We start from the raw sequence: 18,219 nt of genomic DNA, 5'->3' as shown, positions 1-18,219 counted from the left end.
CTACCCGCGCCGGGGCGCGTGGGACGGAGTGACCGGTGGGGGGTTCCCCAGCATGGAGGTGAGGGTCCCCAGCCACCGTGCCATGTCCTCCGGAGAATGGAGCGAGCGGCGATCCAACCACCACTCGAGCACCCCCATGTAGGCCGAGGTCAAGAAGCGGTTCAGGACGGAGACGGGCACCCCCGACATCCGGAGAGGGATGTCAGCTCTCTCCAGGTCGAGATTCATGAGCTGCTCGAGGATGTTGCGCAGCTGGACCGCGAAGGGGCGCATGCCGCTCCGGCCGAGCATGAGGTGATACAGCTCGGGGTACTCGGCCGCGTGCTGGAACCACTCCAGCAGGGTTCGATGGAGGCGATCCGGTGAGTCCCCCAGCGCATGACTCCTCCGCGAGAGCTCGAGGATCATGTCCCGCATGACCTGGGTGAGCAGCTCGTCCTTGTCGCGGTAGTGCAGGTAGAAGGTGCTGCGGTTGAGCTGGGCGCGCTCGGTGATGTCCTGCACGCTGATGGCGTCGAAGCCCCGCTCACGAATCAACCCGAGGAGCGCATCGCGGAGCATGGCGCGGCTGCGTTGGACACGCGGATCCACGGGGCGCGCCTGTTTGTTCGGTGGCTTGGACATGGGACAAGGGAGTGAACAGCAGGACCCCCCTTCCATTCCACCCTCATCAAACGCGCGACTTCCTCCGGCGCGAGGCCAGCAGCGCGAACCCCACGAGAGTACCGAGCGCGAGGGCTCCCGGCCTCCCCTCGGTGGAACCACAGGACCAGCCGAGCGGAGAGCGCTGCGTTCCTGTCCCCGCATCGGGTCCACCCCCATCCTCTCCGCCGCCCGTTCCCGCGTCCGTCCCCCCATCCTCTCCGCCGCCGGTTCCGCCATCCGTCCCACCGTCTGGAGAGGCATTCAGGTCCACCGACAGCAGGAACATGTTCTCGCCACTCGTGCTCGGGGCGTAGCCACCACTGGAATAGCTCAAATCCTTCGAGGTGGTGGTGCCGCCGATGAACAGACGTGACTCGTTCCGATTGTCACTCCGCAGCGCGAGGACGTTGTCCACTCCGTTCCCACCGACGAATGAGCCCCAGGCTATTGGAGGCTGCGAATCCAGCTCCACCCTCGCCACGAAGCCTTCCACCCCGCCCTGCTCCATGGAGGTATCGAATCCCCCTGTCACAGGAAAGTCAGGCGATCGCGTCTGGCCTCCCACGTAGGTCTGTCCGGACACATCCGTCGCCAGGGCGGAGAATTGATCACTCCCACTCCCTCCGATGAGGAGGGTCTTCTTCAAGGACATACCGCTGGAAGCGGACAGGGCACTCCCGAAGACCGCCGCGAAGAGGTCGGAGGAACCCTTGACCTGGCCGGCATTCGGGAACCGGGTGGCCGCCGTGGTTCCCCACATCACCACATCCTCCAAGGGAGTGAGGCTCACCGCACGCGCCTCGTCGTTCCCATCACCGCCGCCCAGACGGATGATCTCCTTGCGGCTGGGACTGTCGGCACCGATGGAGAAGATGGGCACGACGAAGGCGTCCGTCGTGCCAGCCGTGGCACCGCCCGCTGAGGCAGACTCCCCGCTCCCCACGACGTAGAGCACGGTGTCCTGATGGATGGCGTCGTACGCCGCGTCATCCCCCGCGCCCTGGATGAGCACGGTCCAATCCACCTGGGGCGCACCGAGATCGATCCGGGACACGAACCCCTCGGCCCCCTGATAGCCGGCATCCGAGGGAGACTTGATGTTCGGGATGTCGCGCGACCAGGTCTGCCCGACGACGAACGCCCGGGTCTCCGAGACCCGGCGCAGGTTGTGGACCTCATCCCTGGCGCTCCCGCCGAAGCGGACGAACCCGTCGAGCCGCTGCCCGGAGGGAGCGAGCCTGGCCAGGAAGCCATCCTTGGCATCGAGGCCCGTTCCTCCCAGCGATCCACTGGTGCCGATCCCTCCATCGGGCAGGTTCCACTGGACCAGCTCGGTGGTCGTGCTGCCCGCGACGAACACCTCGCCGGACTCATTGACCGCGAGCGCCCTGCCCTCGTCGATTCCACTGCCACCGAGCTGCGTCGCCCAGACGAGCCCTCCGTCGTTGCTAAACCTGGCGACGAGCACATCGGTCCCGCCGCCGGGCGCACCGATGACCCCCGCATCCGGTGGAGCCCCCAGGGAGCCGCCGTACGTGCCGACGATGAAGATGTCTCCCGCCGCGTTCTGCTCGATATCCGAGAGCGAATTGGTGAGACCCGTGCCCCAGAGATAGGTGTCCCAGAGGACGAGCGGGTCCACCACCACCGGGCGCTCCGGATCCTCCACGTCCACCTGGATGGCGTACTCCCATCGATCCTGTCCCACCGGGCGTGCGTCCGCGAAGCGGCAACCCACCTCGCGAGGACGGCCATCCGCCGCTTCCTGTAGACACCGCAGGCCCTCCTCTCTCAGCACGCCCTCGCCCAGGTCCACCTCCAGCGCGCGCCCCGCCTCCACGACGCGCACCTCCCGCGCGCCGTCGTACTCCAGCTTCACCCGGCGCAGGTCCGCGCCGCGCTCGGCCCGGAAGCCATACTCCACGCCCTCGGCGCGCTCCTCGAGCCACAGGTCCACCCCAGGCAACACGCCCGGGTAGCGCAGCCCTCCATAGGTGGGCACCTCCCGCTCCCAGGCCTCGCTCGGCCCCACCAGCCGGTGGAGCTTCGCCTCTCGCGGCTTCTCCGCCCGGGGCTTCACCGCGCGGCCACCGGCCACACTCCAGCCCAGCTCGCGTGCCCGCAGGGTGCGCGAGGGCAGGCTCAGCGACAGGCCCTTGTCGGTGAAGAGGGCACGGGCCTCGCGGCGCTGAAGCACGAAGTGCCCCGCGGAGCCCGCTGGCGCGGGAGCGATGCCCGGCCGGAAGACGGGCACCGGGAGGGAGGCCGGTCTGGAGGGAGCCTGGGACTCGGTGGAAGGCCGGGTCTTGCTCACCGCTCCCCATGACACGAGACAGGCACCAGCGGCCGCCAGCACCCCAAGCACGCGACGGAACATGAGACACTCCCTTCAAGCCAGAAGACGTGCGCGGCGCACCACCAGCAGCGTCAGGGCCATCAGCGCCAACGCCCCCTCGGCCCCGCCACCCGTCCCCGTACTGCCACAACCCCACCCCAGCGGAGACTGGAGCGGCGAGCCGGAGGGAGTCCCATCCGGCCCCTCGTCCGGCTCGGAGTCGGGTGGCGACGTCAGGACGACCTCCGGCGAGCTCTTCTCCGCGCTGCAACCCGCGCCATTGGTCGCGCGCACCGTGACGAAGTAGGGCGTCCCCACCTGGGGCAGGAGCTCACTGGCGGTCGCGGTCGTGCCGTCCACGGGCTGGAAGTCGCGCACCACGCCGCCCGCGGTGCGGATGGCCCACTCGTAACGGGCGATGGAGGTCTCCGGATCCGAGAAGCCATTCCACGTCGCGGTGATGCGGCCTCGCGGAGTGACTCCGGCCTCCACGGAGCCCGTCACCGGCTCGGTGGTGTCCATCACCACGCGCAGGACGAACGCGTCATCCCCTCCACGGGGTGAACGCTCGTAACCGGCGTTCGTGGAGAAGAAGCTCGTGGACGCGGAGGAGAACCCTCCCAGGGTGAGCTGCCCCCGCGAATCGATGGCCAGTGCCGTGACCCATTCGGGACTGGAGGCGCTCCCTCCCACATAGGAGGCCCAACGGGTGTTCAACGCTCCATCCAGCATCATCACGAAGCCATCGGTGGAGGGCTCGAAGGCGTTGTCGAAGCCGTTGAGGGCGAGCCCCGCCGAGCCCACCAGCCCGACAATGAAGAGGTTGTCTCGCATGTCGAGCGTGGCGTGGCCCACCCCATCGTCGCCGCGTCCGATGAACCGCCGCTTCACGCCAGCGTCCCTGCCCTCCGAGTCCAGACGCAACACGAAGAGGTCACTGTCGTCCTCCGAAGTCGGCGTGATGAACCCGGTGGATGTCGTGGCGCCCACCGTGACGAGCCCTCCATCGGATCGCACCAGGACGTCGTGAACCTCGGTCGATCCGTTGCCGTATCCCACGTTGGTGAGCCACACGACGGAGGAGTCGGTGGGGTTCAGCTTCGCGACGAAGCCGTCGTCGTCCCCCCTGTGGAACTTCTCACGGACCACCGTATCGGACACGCCCAGCATGATGGACCCGGCGATTCCTCCCACGAGGATCGCGTCCGCCGTGGCCACCACGGAATAGGCCGCGTCATCCGCCTCGAAGCCGAAGAAATCGTCCTGCGAGCCCAGGAGCCGGGTCCACACGGGCCTCGGCGAAGTGGAATTGGAGACGTCCACCTGGATGACGAACGCATCGAAGCCGTCTCCGCGCACGCCATATCGCGTCCCCAGGCCCGTCAGGTCCGACGTGGTGCGCCCGATGACGTACACCTTGTTGTCCGGGCTCACGGCGAGCCCCAGGCCCTCGTCCTCCCCGCTGCCCCCCAGGAACATGAACCAGTTCAGCTCGCCGGTCGCGGACAGCTGCGCGAGGAAGGCGTCCTTGCCATCCGCATCGCCCTGATGCGTCAGCACGGTCTTCGCGGCACCCGAGGCGGTCAGGAGCTCGGACGATCGGGTCGTCCCCACGACATACACCTCGCCGGAGTTGCCGAGCGCCACCCTCATTCCCGCCTCGTCCTTGACGCCGCCGAACACCCGCACCCACTCCAGGCGCGTGCCGTCCGCGCTGAACCTGGCGACGAAGGCGTCCTGGGCCGAGCTGGTCGCGGGCAGCTCCGTGCCGGAGGGAAAGCCGACGGAGTTCGTCTGGCCCGTCACGAAGACCTCGCCCTTGTCGTTCACCGCGAGGCCTTGCAGCTTGTCGGTGGTGCGGGTCGTGCTGGTGCCGCCGCCAGGCAGGGTTCCGCCACCCAGGTAGGTGTTCCAGGTGACGACGGGCTTCCAGGACGGGCACTGCCCGAGAGCCGGGGCCGGCAGCGCGGCGAGCGCGAGCGCAACGAGAGCGGCGGCCACGAGGGCGCCACGAGACATGAGAGCGGACACGACGGTTCTCCCCTTCACGGGCGAGCGGATCAGAACAGGTTGAAGCCCACGCCGGCCGAGGCCACCAGCACGACCCCCCGGTAGAGCGACGCGTCGCTCACCTTGAAGCCCTCCACTCCCACGTCGGCCATCAAGGTGAACAGGGGCACGGGCGTCAGCCGCACGCCCACCGCGCCTCCGCCACCGACGCCAACACCCATGACGCCCGTCCCCCTCAGGGCCAGGCGCGGCTGGAGCATGCCCTTTCCGAAGAGGACACCCACCTCCACGCCCACGCCCCAGTGACTCTCGGGACCGGGCAGCAGCCGCACACTGGCCTCCAGTGCCCCGTAGCCCGCGGTGGCTCCCACGGCGAAGCCCCGGGAGCCCTGGCCCAACATGTCGACGTAGCCGGTGACCTCCGGACGCAACCGGAATGACGAGGTGGCCATCGGCTCCACGGGCGCTTGCACCTCCCCCGCCGGCTCCTGCTGGGAGCGCGGCACCTCGGCCACACGCCCGCGCCGCTCGGCCTCCTCGGCGAGCCGCTTCTCCTCGGCCTCCTTCGCCTGGGCCTGGGCCAGTTGCTCGGCCTCCACCGTCTTCCGCGCCTTGGCCGCCAGCTTCACGAAAGCCGGCGGGAAGCGGTTCGGATCCACCCGCTGCTCGGGGTGAAGTCGCACGAGCTCCTCGAGCTGCGAGGTGGCATCGACCTGCATCCCGAGCGCGAACATCGAAGCGGCGAGATAGATGCGCGCCCGCGCCCGCTCCTTCTCGGTGCGGCGGGAGTTCGCCATCTCCTCCCGGAACACGGGGAGCGCCTTTTCGAACTCACCCCGTGCGTAGAGATCGAGCCCCCGGATGTCCGCCCATGCGGCCATGGGAACGAGCAGGAGCAGAAGGACGAAGGAACGGAAGGACATGGACAAGGCGGTTCCTGCGATGAAGAGCGGCTCAGCCTTCGGATGGACGACAGCGGGCCACGTACTTGTTCTTCCCCGGATTGATGGAGATCTCCGCCCGGGGATTCTCGATCGCGGGGCTCTCACGTAGCTCGAGCTTGTGATCGCCGACGGACAGGATGATGGGGGTCGACCTGGGCACTTCCCCCTTGAACTCGCCGTTCACGAACACCTTGGCCCAGCATTCCGACACGATCTGCAGGCCCCCGGTCTTCGCCACGACGGCGGAACGTCGCGCCCCGTCGGAAGTCACATTCTTCTCTTCTGATTCTTCCGGACCTGTCCTTTGCGGCGTCGGCGCCTCGACCTGAGCCGGGGGAGCGGGCTGCATCCTGGCTTCAGGCGGCCTGGCCATGGCCCGGGGTGGGTCGATGACCGGCGCGGGAGTCGCGGATGGAACGGTCGCGCCACCCTCACGGTGGTACACCACTCCCACACCCGCGCCGATGAGAACCGCCGCCACGCCCAGGCCCGCCACCACCTTCGTGCCCAACGAGCGCCGCGGGAGCGCGAGCGCATGGGTATCGGGAGCCTGCACCTCGGGACGCGTCTCCCTCACGATCGTCTCGGTGGTGGGAGGAGGACGAGGAGCCGGGCGCGCGGCCTGTGGGCGGGATGCCTGCGGGCGCGCGGCTTGTGGCCGGGCACTGATCCGGGCCACCACCTCGGACGAGGGAGCCGAGAGCACCGGACGCGCGGCCGTCTCCGGAGCGGCCACCGTGGCCGCCGGACGTGCTCCTGCCCCGGCCCGCTGGGGAGCCGCCCCGACCACCGGTGGCCGGACCTGCGGACGCGCGGTGGGGTTGGGCTGAGGAGTGGGCGCGGACTCCGGCACGGTCCGGGCGAACCCGGACAGCTGGGTCATGTCCACGGCCAGCATCCTGGCGATGCCCTTCAGCTCGCGCGCTACCGCATCGGCCGAGAGGGGCCGCTGGTCGGCATCCTTCGCCAGCATCCGGAGGATGAGGGCATCGAGCTCCGCCGGCAGCCCGTCCACGAAGGACGACGGCGCGGGCGGCTGCGCCTGCACCTGCATGATGGCCACCTGCATGGGCGAGTCCCCCCGGAAGGGCAGCCGCCCGGTGAGCATCTCGAACATGATGATGCCCACCGCGTACAGGTCGGTGCGCGGGCTCACCGGCTGGCCACAGGCCTGCTCCGGGGCCATGTACTCGGGGGTACCGACGATCATGCTCGCGCGCGTCTGCGGCGTGGCGCTGTTGGGCGCCGCCCCCTGCTTGGCGAGCCCGAAGTCGAGCACCTTCACGTACTCGGAGCCGTTCGACTCCAGCACGACGAAGATGTTGCCCGGCTTGAGGTCGCGGTGGATGACGCCCTCGGCGTGCGCGGCCGACAGCGCGCCCAGCACCTCGATCATGAGCCGGATGACCTCGGCGGGCGGCATCGGCGCCCGGTCCAGGATGACCTCGTCGAGTGGCCGGCCGTTGAGGTACTCCATCACCAGGTACTGGCCGATGCCCGGCAGGGTTCCGAAGCCGAAGATGTCGATGATGCCCCGGTGACGGATGGCGCTCGCCGCGCGGGCCTCGCCCACCAGCTCGCGCGAGCGCACGCCCTCCGAGGAGTCCGGGCGGATGATCTTGATCGCGACCTTGCGGCCGATGACCGGGTGCTCGCCCTCGTAGACGACGCCCATGCCGCCACTGCCGATGCGCCGGCGCACCACGTACTCACCGATGCGCTGCCCCACCAGCCCGTCCTTGAGGGCCGTGGGCGCCCACGCCTCGTCTTCCTCCGGGCCCGAGGCGGGCACCACCCGTGCCGCGGATTCCACTGGAGATGGGTCGTGAACCACCGTCTTCTCTTCCACCAGGCGCTCCAGGTCGACGGGCGATCCGTCCCGAGGGCATGCCTTGGCTCCCTCCGGTACAGTCCCCCCGCAAATGCGACAACGTCGCTGAACAGTCATCCCGGTTTCTCATTTTATGTGACAGTCGGCAACAGGTCACCCACCCCTCCGGCATGGGGGGGCAAGCGGATGGGTGCGAATTTGCATGGGAGGGGTGCGCACGGGTACGTTGGCCCTCCCGACCGGCACTCCCCCCCTCGACAGCCATGCCGGCGACCCTGGCTGCATCCATGAGCACGAGCAGCGAAGCCAGCAGGCAGGGTGGCGCGCCATCCGACTGGGCGTGGGAGCTGAAGCAGCGGGCGGAACTGGCCACCCCCCGGGACACCGCGCGCGGGCTGTTCTTCACCAGCATGCTGGAGTCGGTGCGGACCCTGGGGAACGAGACCGCGCTGGCACGCTGTCTGGAGGTGCTCGAGGGGCAGCAGTTGGTGCCCTTCTTCAACTACCCCATCCCCCTGCTGCTGCGGCTGACCGTGACGGCGGCGGAGGAGCTGAGCGTCCAGTACGGCGGCCCCGAGGAGGCGCTCCGGGCCATGGGACGCAAGGCCACGAGGGACTTCATGTCATCCGCGATGGGCAACGCCGTGCGCCTGCTGGCCGGCGGGGACATCAAGCAGATGCTGGTCAGCATGCAGACGCTCTACCGGATGACGGCCAGCTACGGAGAGCGCCGGGTGGAGTGGGTGGGGCCCACCCGGGGCCGCGTCATCATGCGCCACTGCTACATGCCCGTCGCGTACCACGAGGGCGTGCTACAGGAGAGCATGGAATACCTCGGCGCCAAGGCCGTGAGGGTGCGCGGCCAGAGGATGGCGCCGCTCGACAGCACCTTCGAATTCTCCTGGGAGTGAGCACGATGAAGGCAGTGGTCCAGCGGGTCCTCGAGGCCTCCGTCACCGTCAACGGCGAGCGCGTCAGCCAGATAGGGCCGGGCCTGCTGGTGCTGCTCGGCGTGGGCAAGGGCGACACCGAGGCAGACGTGACGTGGATGGCGGAGAAGCTCGCCACCCTGCGCATCTTCGAGGATGCCGCGGGCAAGATGAACCTCTCGCTGGAGGACACCTCCCGGCAGCTCATCGTGGTGAGCCAGTTCACCCTCTATGGAGACGCGCGCCGGGGCCGGCGCCCCAGCTTCACCGACGCCATGGAGCCGGCCGGCGCCAAGGCCCTCTACGAGCGCGTCTGCGACACCCTGCGCGCCCGCGGCCTCACCGTGGGCACCGGCATCTTCGCCGCCGACATGAAGGTGGCGCTCGTCAACGACGGCCCCGTCACCCTCCTGCTGGAGAGCCCGGGGGCCGCCTCGGCCGCACCGCCTACGGCTGGACGTTGACGGACCGGGTCACCAGCGTCACCAGGCCGGCCTGCTCCCGGGCCGCCTCGCGCAGGTGCGACGTCAGCACGCCAAGCTCTTGAATCCACGAGGACGAGCGCTGGCCCAACCCGGTGAAGGCCACCGTGAGCGGCGGCGGCTGGGGCACCTGGCCCAGCCAGTACGCCAGCACCTCGTCCGACTCCGGCGGCTCCACCGGCGCGAGCCGCTCCCGCTCGCGCGCCAGCAGCCGCTCCAGCTTGCGCCCCAGGTCGGCGTACCACTGCTCCACCACCCGCGCCGGCCGCCACGCCCAGTCCGCGAAGGCGTACTGATCGCGCGTCACATACTCACCCCGCCCCTGGGTGGAGAAGACCCGGTCCGGCGGGAAGTCGGGGAACGGCTCCCAGTGCCCGCCGACCAACGAGGCCAGTCCCAGCCCCGGCACGGGATGCAGGCGGAAGCTCTCGCGCCGCCCATACGAGGCCCGCGCGTCCCAGTACGGGTAGGTGGGGTCCTCCACCATCAGCGCCAGGTGCAGCGCCTCGTCCCAGTTGCCCGCGTAGCCCGCCCGTGGCCCCACCACCTCCCACCCACCGGACGAGCACGGACCCCACTGCAGGAAGGTGAGCCGATCCACCAGCTCCACCCAGGGCGCCTGCTCCACGCCGCCCAGACCCCCACCGATGTGCGAGGTGATCAACCGCGCGCACAGCTGGAGGGCACGCTCGTCCACCAGCTGCTCGTGGAGCGCCTGCAGCGCCCTCGCCGAGTCGCTCATGGCGAGCGACAGGAAGGGCATTACCTGTTCATGGAAGAAACGGTCGTTGACCGGCCGAAGGACCAGTTCCATCCGACCCACCCTATCACGACCTGTCAGGGCCGGGCGTCTTCCTGCACGATGAGTGCGTGGATGTCCGCCGCGGTGGGGGCCTCGAGGATGGCGGCGCGGAAACGCGGATTCTTGAACAGTCGCGAGATGCGTGCCAGGGCCTTGAGGTGCACGCCCGCGCTGTTCTCCGGAGCCACCAGGGAGAAGAAGAGGTGCGTGGGCTTGCCGTCGATGGCCTCGAAGTCCACGCCCTGGCGCGACACGCCGAAGGCGGCCACCAGCTGAGAGAGCCCGGGCAGCTTCCCGTGGGGGATGGCCACGCCCTCGCCGATGCCGGTGGAGCCCAGCTTCTCGCGCTCGCGCAGCACCTCCACCAGGCGCTCCTCCTTCAAATGGGGATGGGCCCGGGCCAGCGCGGCACTCAGCTCGCGCAACACCTCCTGCTTGTCTCGAGCGTGGAGGTCCGCGATGACGGCTTCTGGGCTGAGGAACTCGGAGATTCGCAAGCTGCGCTCCCTGCGGTGGCGCTCCCTGGCGGGCAATTACTCCTGGCCCTTCTTTCGCGCAAGGGTCGCCTGCCCTCCCTGTCCGTCTCCAGGCGTCTTGCCCCTCATGGCCAGAAGATGGAGGGGGCTGGAGGGCTCGTCTAGGCTCCACCCCAACGTGCCCCCCTGGTCCCTTCGCGCACTCACCGTCCTGCTCGTCCTTTGCTCCGGGGCGTGTGCCACCGCCCCCGGCGGACCCCAGGCACCCCGCGCCCCCCTGGAGACGCCCGCCCCCGCCCAGGTCCAGGCCGACCCCGCCCCTACCGCGCCCCCGGTTTCCGGGGACGCCGTCCTCCGGGCCCGGGTGGAGGACCTCCTCGCCCGCCTCTCCCTCGAGGACAAGGTGGGCCAGTTGATGATGGTGGGCTTCGCCGGCACCGAGGTGGACGCGTCCGTGGAGGCGCTGGTGCGGGGCCGCCGGGTGGGCGGGGTGTGTCTCTTCAAGCGCAACATCGTCACCGGCGAGCAGGTCGCCCGCCTCAACGACGGCCTGCGCCGGCTGCTGGCGGATACCATCCCCCCCTTCCTGGCGTTGGATCAGGAAGGGGGCAACGTGGTGCGGGTGAACGACGGCGTGGTGGTGCTGCCGGGCAACATGGCGCTGGGGGCCACGCGCTCGCCCGAGCTGGCGTACGCCGCGGGCCACGCCCAGGGGGAGGACCTGGCGCGCCTGGGCTTCAACATGAACCTGGCGCCGGTGCTGGACGTCAACCTCAACCCGCGCAACCCCGTCATCGGCATCCGCTCCTATGGGGACTCGGTGCCGCTCGTGTCCGAGCTGGGGCGGGCCTTCGTGCGCGGCCAGCAGGACGCGGGGCTCGTCACGGTGGCCAAGCACTTCCCCGGCCATGGCGCCACGGACGCCGACAGCCACACGGCCCTGCCCGTCATGCGCGAGTCCCGCGAGGAGGTGCTCGCCCAGATGGAGCCCTTCCATGCCGTCATGCGCGAGGGGCTGGACGGGCTGATGACGGCGCACGTGGCCGTGCCCGGCCTCACCGGGGACGACGTGCCGGCCACCCTCCACCCCCAGGTGCTGGGCGGGCTGCTGCGCCAGCGGCTCGGCTTCGAGGGGCTGGTACTCACCGACGAGCTGGAAATGGACGCCATCGCCCAGCGCTACGGCGTGGGCCGGGCGGCGGTGATGGCGGTGAACGCCGGCGCGGACATGGTGCTCATCCCCTGGAGGGCGGAGAAGAAGACGGAGGTGTACGAGGCCCTGCTGGCCGCCGCCCATGACGGAGCCATTCCCCGGGGGCGGCTGGACGAGGCGGTGCGCCACATCCTCACCGCCAAGGTGCGCCGCGGCCTCTTCGAGCCCCCTCTCCAGCTGGCGGAGCGCCTGGCCACCCCGCCCTCTCCGGAGCACGCCGAGGTGGCTCACCGCATCGCCCGTGCCGCCGTCACCCTGCTGCGCACGGACGGCAGGCACTTCCCCCTGGCGCCGGACATGCGCCTGGCCGTCATCACGGCCGAGGACTCACTGGGCGAGGCCATCCAGGCCCGGGCGCCCCACGCCCAGGTGCTCAACGTGCCCGCCTACCCTTCCAGGGCCCGTCGCTCCGTGCTCCGGCAGCAGGCGCGCCGGCTGGCGCTCTCCGCGGACGTGGTGGTGGTGGGCGTCATCAACTCGCGCCAGCTCGAGCTCGTCACCATGGCCGCCGCCACCGGCCGCCCGGTGCTGGTGGTGTCCATGGGGCTGCCCTACCTCGCCGAGCTCGCCGACGAGGCGCGGGCCGTGCTGGCCATCTACTCGTACCAGCCCGTGGCCACCGAGGCCGCCGCCGCCGCCCTCTTCGGGGAGATCGGCACGCCGGGCCGGCTCCCCGTGGGGCTCAACAGGCTCGCCTTCGGCCACGGGTTGGACGCTCCGAGGAAGGGCGGAAGCGGGGCCCTCCACACGGAGCGCAGCGCGCGCTGACTCAGCCCGCGGTGGGCGGAGCGTGCGTGGCGATCAGGCCGTACTGCCCATCCTCCTTGCGCCGGTACACCACGCAGACCTCGTGCGTGGTGGCGTGCTGGAAGACGTAGAAGTCCTGGTTCATCAGGTTCATCTGCATCACCGCCTCATCCACCGGCATGGGCTTCACGGTGATTTCGGAGGTGCGCACGATGCGCGTGGCGGACTGGGCCGCCGGAGCGCTCTGCGCGGGCTGGGCCGCGGGCGCCTGGGCGACGGGGGCCTCGGCGGAGGACTCCTCCTGAATGAACTCCTCGGGCAGCTCGAAGACCTTGTGGCGCACCTTCAGGTGGTTCACCAGCTCCTGCCGGTGGTGCACCCGCTCGCGTCCGTGGTGGTTCTTGATCTTCTCCTTGTACTTGCGGAGTTGGGCTTCGATCTTGTCCATCGCCATGTCGATGGACGCGTACATGTCCTCGCTCTTGTCCCTGCCGCGCAGCACCCAGGAACCGGAGTGGATGGTGATCTCCGCGTGATGCAGGTGCCGCTCGAGCGACAGCACCACATGGGCCTCACCGGCTCGGTCCAGGTACTTGTTCACCCGCTCGACCTTCTCCTTCGCGTACTCCTTGAGGGAATCGGACGAGCCGAACTGGCGGAAGGTGATGTTGAGCTGCATGCGTGACTGCCTCCCATTTGGGCTGGGGTGTGACGACGACCGGAGCTCCGTTACAGATCAGAAACGCTCTGAAGGGCCGAAAGCAACCCACCCACTCAAAAGGATGGCTGTTCGCACTCCACTCAACAGGCAGTGTCGCCTTGACTTTCCAGCGCGGCTGGATTGCTGCGACGGACAGTGCGAGCGGCGGAGCGACGGGGAATGGAATCGCGAGCCGCGCTGTAGAGCTTCTCTACAGCGGGAGCGGCCGGGTCACTCCAGACAGGCCTGTGCGTTCTCGTGGCGACAGACGTGCAGGTTGCGAGGCACCTCCAGCCAGGAGATGTCCGGAGTGGTGTTCTGGCGCTCGCGCAGCGTCTCCGTCACGGGCGACGCGCCCACGCCTGGCATCACCACCTCGTAGCGCACGCCGCCCGAGGGGGAGACCGAGACGACCGCCGCGGGCTCTGGAGGCGGAGCCCACGCGTCACGTGTCTTGGAGGGCATGAACCCGAGCGGATTGCCGTCCGCGTCCACCAACTGGAAGCCCGCCGACTGGTCCGGCAGTCCGGTGATGACGTCCGCCTGCCACGAGCGGCTGAGGTCACCCGAGCCCACCAGCCTGCAGGCGGACACGAGGGTGCTCGTGGGCGGCGAGAAGCTGGGCCAGAACACGATGCCGCCCAGCACGGCCGAGCCCGCGGCCGTCTTCTCCTGCGGTCCCCCGTACCGCATGAACCAGCCAGCCCCTTCCGCGGTCCCCCGCGGGAGCGACGCCAGCGCGCTCGTGGGCACGTAGCGCACGGGACCCTGCGTCGGGTGCACGTAGGTCTGATAGGCGTTGTCGGGGATGGTGACATCCACCAGCGAGCTGCCTTCCGTCACGCGCATGTCGTCGAACGCGAGGGCCTCGGCCGCATCGCGGAAGCGGCGCTGCGAACCGCCATACGCGTGGAAGCCGAAGTAGCGGTTGTGCGGCACCTTGCTGACATCCGCGCCCAGCTCCAGGTCACCGTGCGAGTCCGTGGGCAGCTGGGTCAGCGCGCACGACCACTCGCCGCCCGCCTTGGAGCACTCGGCGTCGGTGCTGGCCGCCGGCCCCGAGGCGGGGAAGCGATAGGAGCCATTGCCCAGCGCCGTGCTCTTGTCGCACTGGATGCGCAGGTGGGTCAGCTCCATCCGCGAGGACGAGCACGTGGCGCCCACCGTCCCCGAGAGGGACCCGGTGTTCTTCACCAGCACCCCATCGTCGTACTCGATCGCGTACTTGCGCAGCTGGCCATTGAGGTCGGCGGTGAGCTCGGCCTCCACGTCACACTTCATCCGCACGCAGGCCAGCAGGTCGTCCGGACCGCAGTTCGTACCCTCCTTGGAGCGCAGGTGCTGACGCTCGCCGGTGCCCAGGAAGGCGCGCAGCCAACCCGTCTCCGGCTGACGCACGGTGGAGGCCAGGTGGAAGAAGGGCTGCTTCTGGTGGGCCTTGCCATCACGCGCCATCTCCAGCGAGCGCGCGCCGAACCAGTTCTGCACCAGCCCGTCGCTCCCCAACACGCCCGGCTCGTGGAAGCGGAACGTCCACACCTGGCCGCCCAGGTCTCCGACGACCATCGTGTCGAAGAAACCATCCAGGTCCATCCGCAGATCCTCCGCCCGGCCGATGTCCACCAGGGCCGGCGCGGCCGCGATGGGCATCATCCGATGCTGGACCTCGTCCGTGAACGACCACAGCTTCCGTCCCGTCCAGGCATCCAGCATGTACACGCCACGGCCCCTCGCGAGGTCGGCGCTGTAACCGCCGTTGAGCATGGCGATCCACCGCTCCTCCCAGCCGCGCGAGTTGTTCTTCGCGAGCCGCACCGGACCCATCGGCGGAGGCTTGGGCGCGAAGTTCGCCCAGGACTGGCCCATGGCGCTCGACTCCGGATCACACGCGTTGGGGAACATCCAGCGGAAGGGCTTGCCATCCGGCTTCAACATCTCGCGCGGGTTCGTCACATCCAGCGCGACGAAGCGCTGGCCACCGGAGCGCTCGGTGAGGATGGCGACGGAGTGGAACTCGTCCGCCTCCTTCACATCGTTGGCGGCGCTCCCCGCGGAGCCGTCCGCCCAGAGGTCGCGCACCATGGCCGTGCCATCCACGTAGAACTCGTGGCCGTTCATCATCAGGCCCAGCTTGGGCAGCAGGTCTGGCGGGATGAAGGCCCACAGCTCCTGGCCGGTGCCCAGGTCGTGCGCGTCGTCGAAGGCGTTCTTCTTCTGCCGGGAAGAGATGGACGCGCCCGCGTGCACGGCGTGGAGCATGCCGCCATTGGAGCCCACCAGCACGATGCGCTCGCGCCCGGCGTATGCCTGGCGGAACACATCATAGGCCCCGTACCGGTTGGGGATGGAGCCACGAGGCGGGTTCATGGGCGTGGCCGCGTAGCAGGGCTTGCCCGCGGCCGGCGTGGTGCACGGCGTCTCGGACGACACCGACGCGGTGAAGTCCTCGTAGAGGGTGGACAGACACTGGCCGCTCAGCCCCAGCGAGCACAGCAGGGGCTCGACGGGCGGGTCCACCGTCACCGGCGAGGAGTGGAAGATGTCCGCGAGCTTGCAGGAGCGCGACACATCGTCCGAGCACGGCCGGTCCTCGCTGGTGTTCAGGTCGCCGTCGTAGTCGAAGACGTCCGCGCCGCGCACGAAGCCGATGAGCAGGTCGACGCACTCCTCCTGCTGCGCGGCCGTGCCCGTCCAGGCCTTTGGCAGCTTCGAGAAGGCCCCGGCGCAGAAACCATCACCCGCCGCCAGCAGGTATTGCTTCAGCTCGGCGCGGTGGGCCAGGTCGAAGGGCACGGGCGGGTTGTCCGCCGCGGTGAACCGGCCATCCTTGTCGCGGTCGATGAGCGTGAAGATGCAGCGGCCACCGGTGGGGTTGAGCGGGTCATTGGGGTCACACGGAGCGCTCGCGCTGCGCTTGCCGAGCGTCTCGGACAGATCCCAGAAGGGCTGTGCCGCGGTGCCGCCCACCAGCCGGCCCTCGCTATTGACGGTGGCCGTCTTCACCTTCACCCAGGCCCCATCCACGTTCTCCTGCACGATGTTGGCGCTGGTGAAGCTGGCGATGTCCGGCAGCGCGCCCGGCACGGTCGTGAAGCCGGCCGGCCTGTCCATGAAGAACGAGTCGTCACAGTCCTTGTCGCCATTGAGGTCGTGTGCATCTCCCGCCGGGCTCTTCGCCCGGGACGGCTCACAGCCCTGGGTGAACTCGCTGTAGAGGAAGAAGCGGTACAGGTGCCCCTCGTACGGCCGGTCGCGGCGCGGGATGAAGCGTGGCACGTAGGTGGAGGACTGCATCCCGCCGGCCTGCACCGCCGAGAGGTTGGCGGCGGAGAACGAGGTGGAGATCTCCTTCACCTCACCGATCGCGGCCAGGATGGCGTCGCGCAGCTCGTCCGCGTTGTTCGCGCGGAAGAACCTGCCCTTGCCGGCCGCCGCGATGCTCTGGAGCATCGGGCTGTTGTCGCCATAGCCGATGGTGTACGTGGTCACCGACTGGTCTCCCTCCAGGTCACCGCGCAGGTCCGCGTTGGCGAGGAAGAAGGCCACGTCGTCCATGAAGTTCTTGTTCGTCTTCGCCAGGCCCGTGGGCCAGTTGGCGTAGTCGCAGTCCTCCTTCGTGGCGCCGAACTTGTCACAGTAGTTCACGCCGCCCGGGTTCGTGTTCGTCTCGGGATTGCTCGAGTCGAACGTGAGCGGCGTTCCGTCCGGGTGCCGCGCGCCCCGCGCCTTCAGCAACTCCATCATCTTCGTGATGGGCACTGAGTTGTCGTACCGGGGCGAGCCGTCCGTCAGCACGATGACGGAGCTGGCCTGACAGGCGACGCAGACGGAGCGGTCCTGGCCCCCCAGCTCCCACGGCTGGGTGTCCTTGAGCCACTCATCGGGGGATTGAGCGCCCCAGGGTGCGCCGTCCTGGCCATTCACGGGGTTGTCGTAGGTGCCACCATTGCAGCACCCCGGCCAGCCCCAGCCCGGATTGATGGGATTGGAGAACCAGCTCGCCCATCGGCCATCCACCTTCTGCGAGGAGAAGTACCCACCCAGGCCGAAGAGCGCCTCGCCGATGGAGCGCTCGTCATTGCGGAAGGCGATGGAGTTGATGGCCTTGTACAGCTCGGGCTTGGCGAGCGCCGACTCGTCCATGAGCGGGAAGACCTTGTCGCAGCCCGGCTTCAGGGGCCGCAGCAGCACCGGCGGATCGAACCAGCCATGGTCGGGGCCGAACGTGGCCACGCCCACACGCATGCCGCTCACGGTGGCGATGACGTCCTTGAGCACCTTGCGCGCCGCCACGAACTTGGGCGGGTTCACGTTGAGCACGCGGCCGCTGAGGATCCACCTGCGCCGCGCCTCGACGGGCAGCGGGCCGGTGCTGGGATCCGCGGGCAGGGTGGCCATGGGCCCGCGCCACCAGCCCTTGTCCGCCAGACACTTCTGGCACTCGGCGTAGACGGGCGAGCCCCACGGCTCGCTCCAACCCACCGCGTTGCCACAGACCTGCATCGTGTCGGTGAACCCGAACGTGCTCCGCATGTCGATGTCGAGCGAGAACGGATCATCATCCCTGCGCCACGACAGTCGCCGGCCGCGCGAGTGATAGAACTTGTCCGGATCGAAGAAGTGCTTCTCCGTGGAGGAGAACTCCGGGTCCGGATCGATGGGCACGGAGCCGTTGAGCTTCGGGTCCGGGCTGTTCCGGTCGAACCACTTCATCGCGTCGACCAGGGCCGGATCCGAGCACCCCATCTTCGAGGTGTCGCCCACCTCGGGCAGGAACTCGACGTAGTCCAACATGGACTCGTTGTTGCCCAGCAGGAAGATGGCGCCGGGCGGGCTGGACGGAGCCTCGAAGAAGTCCTTGTCGCCTCCTCCCGAGGCGTTGATCATCGTGTCACCCAGCGCGGTGGCGCCCGTGCAGCACGCGGCCATCTCCGGTACCGGCACCGTGCCCGAGAGGCCCGGCAGGGCCAGCAGCCCCGCGGCCCCCACCAGCGCCAGTCCCGCCACGAGTCCCACGCGACGATCGAACGACCGCCGCCACTGTTTCACGGCCTTGAAATCGATGCCCATATCGCAGGCTCCTCGGAAGCAGGATCGCACCACGG

General features: G+C 69.3%; 12 protein-coding genes. 3 read left to right on the top strand and 9 right to left on the bottom strand.

Going from position 1 to position 18,219, the window contains the following annotated elements; genetic code table 11:
- The 5 genes from NR810_RS13045 to NR810_RS13025 form a co-directional block, all read right to left on the bottom strand.
- The gene (locus NR810_RS13045; RefSeq protein ID WP_257452171.1) at positions 1–591 is read right to left on the bottom strand and encodes a TetR/AcrR family transcriptional regulator; all 591 of its coding nucleotides are present in this window, start codon (positions 589–591) and stop codon (positions 1–3) included.
- A 79-nt stretch (positions 592–670) separates the two neighbouring features.
- Positions 671–3,022: a DUF7948 domain-containing protein gene (locus NR810_RS13040; protein ID WP_257452168.1), complete on the bottom strand. Its 2,352-nt coding sequence runs from the start codon at positions 3,020–3,022 to the stop codon at positions 671–673.
- 12 nt (positions 3,023–3,034) lie between these two features.
- On the bottom strand, positions 3,035–5,011 hold the full coding sequence (locus tag NR810_RS13035) for a fibronectin type III domain-containing protein (RefSeq protein ID WP_257452166.1): 1,977 nt from the start codon (positions 5,009–5,011) through the stop codon (positions 3,035–3,037).
- A gap of 29 nt (positions 5,012–5,040) precedes the next feature.
- Positions 5,041–5,913: a tetratricopeptide repeat protein gene (locus tag NR810_RS13030; RefSeq protein WP_257452164.1), complete on the bottom strand. Its 873-nt coding sequence runs from the start codon at positions 5,911–5,913 to the stop codon at positions 5,041–5,043.
- A 31-nt stretch (positions 5,914–5,944) separates the two neighbouring features.
- A complete protein-coding gene (locus tag NR810_RS13025; RefSeq protein WP_257452161.1) occupies positions 5,945–7,783 on the bottom strand; it encodes a serine/threonine-protein kinase in 1,839 nt (612 codons plus the stop codon).
- 269 nt (positions 7,784–8,052) lie between these two features.
- On the opposite strand from NR810_RS13025, the gene NR810_RS13020 reads away from it, so the two are divergent.
- Together NR810_RS13020 and dtd are read left to right on the top strand one after the other, a co-directional pair.
- Positions 8,053–8,676, top strand: a complete 624-nt coding sequence (locus tag NR810_RS13020) for a DUF2378 family protein (RefSeq protein WP_257452146.1) — start codon at positions 8,053–8,055, stop codon at positions 8,674–8,676.
- A gap of 5 nt (positions 8,677–8,681) precedes the next feature.
- Positions 8,682–9,158, top strand: coding sequence for a D-aminoacyl-tRNA deacylase (gene dtd / locus NR810_RS13015; RefSeq protein ID WP_257452143.1), 477 nt, complete (start codon positions 8,682–8,684; stop codon positions 9,156–9,158).
- On the opposite strand, the gene NR810_RS13010 is transcribed toward dtd, so the two are convergent.
- The gene (locus tag NR810_RS13010; protein ID WP_257452131.1) at positions 9,142–9,990 is read right to left on the bottom strand and encodes a hypothetical protein; all 849 of its coding nucleotides are present in this window, start codon (positions 9,988–9,990) and stop codon (positions 9,142–9,144) included. The two genes, dtd and NR810_RS13010, sit on opposite strands and share 17 nt — an antisense overlap.
- Before the next feature lie 23 nt (positions 9,991–10,013).
- A complete protein-coding gene (locus tag NR810_RS13005) occupies positions 10,014–10,475 on the bottom strand; it encodes a PTS sugar transporter subunit IIA (RefSeq protein ID WP_204221931.1) in 462 nt (153 codons plus the stop codon).
- A gap of 106 nt (positions 10,476–10,581) precedes the next feature.
- Here NR810_RS13005 and NR810_RS13000 point away from each other — a divergent pair, with 106 nt between their 5' ends.
- Entirely contained in the window at positions 10,582–12,435 is a 1,854-nt protein-coding gene (locus tag NR810_RS13000; RefSeq protein WP_306818139.1) for a glycoside hydrolase family 3 protein, read from the top strand.
- 1 nt (position 12,436) lies between these two features.
- Here NR810_RS13000 and hpf read toward each other — a convergent pair whose 3' ends face one another.
- Together hpf and NR810_RS12990 are read right to left on the bottom strand one after the other, a co-directional pair.
- The gene (gene hpf, locus NR810_RS12995; RefSeq protein WP_257452123.1) at positions 12,437–13,093 is read right to left on the bottom strand and encodes a ribosome hibernation-promoting factor, HPF/YfiA family; all 657 of its coding nucleotides are present in this window, start codon (positions 13,091–13,093) and stop codon (positions 12,437–12,439) included.
- 252 nt (positions 13,094–13,345) lie between these two features.
- On the bottom strand, positions 13,346–18,184 hold the full coding sequence (locus NR810_RS12990) for a pilus assembly protein (RefSeq protein ID WP_257452114.1): 4,839 nt from the start codon (positions 18,182–18,184) through the stop codon (positions 13,346–13,348).
- Between the last annotated feature and the right edge of the window lie 35 nt (positions 18,185–18,219).

The sequence above is a fragment of the Archangium lipolyticum genome (assembly GCF_024623785.1).
GTDB classification, from domain to species: Bacteria; Myxococcota; Myxococcia; order Myxococcales; family Myxococcaceae; genus Archangium; species Archangium lipolyticum.
This window is presented reverse-complemented; position numbering and strand designations above follow the sequence as displayed.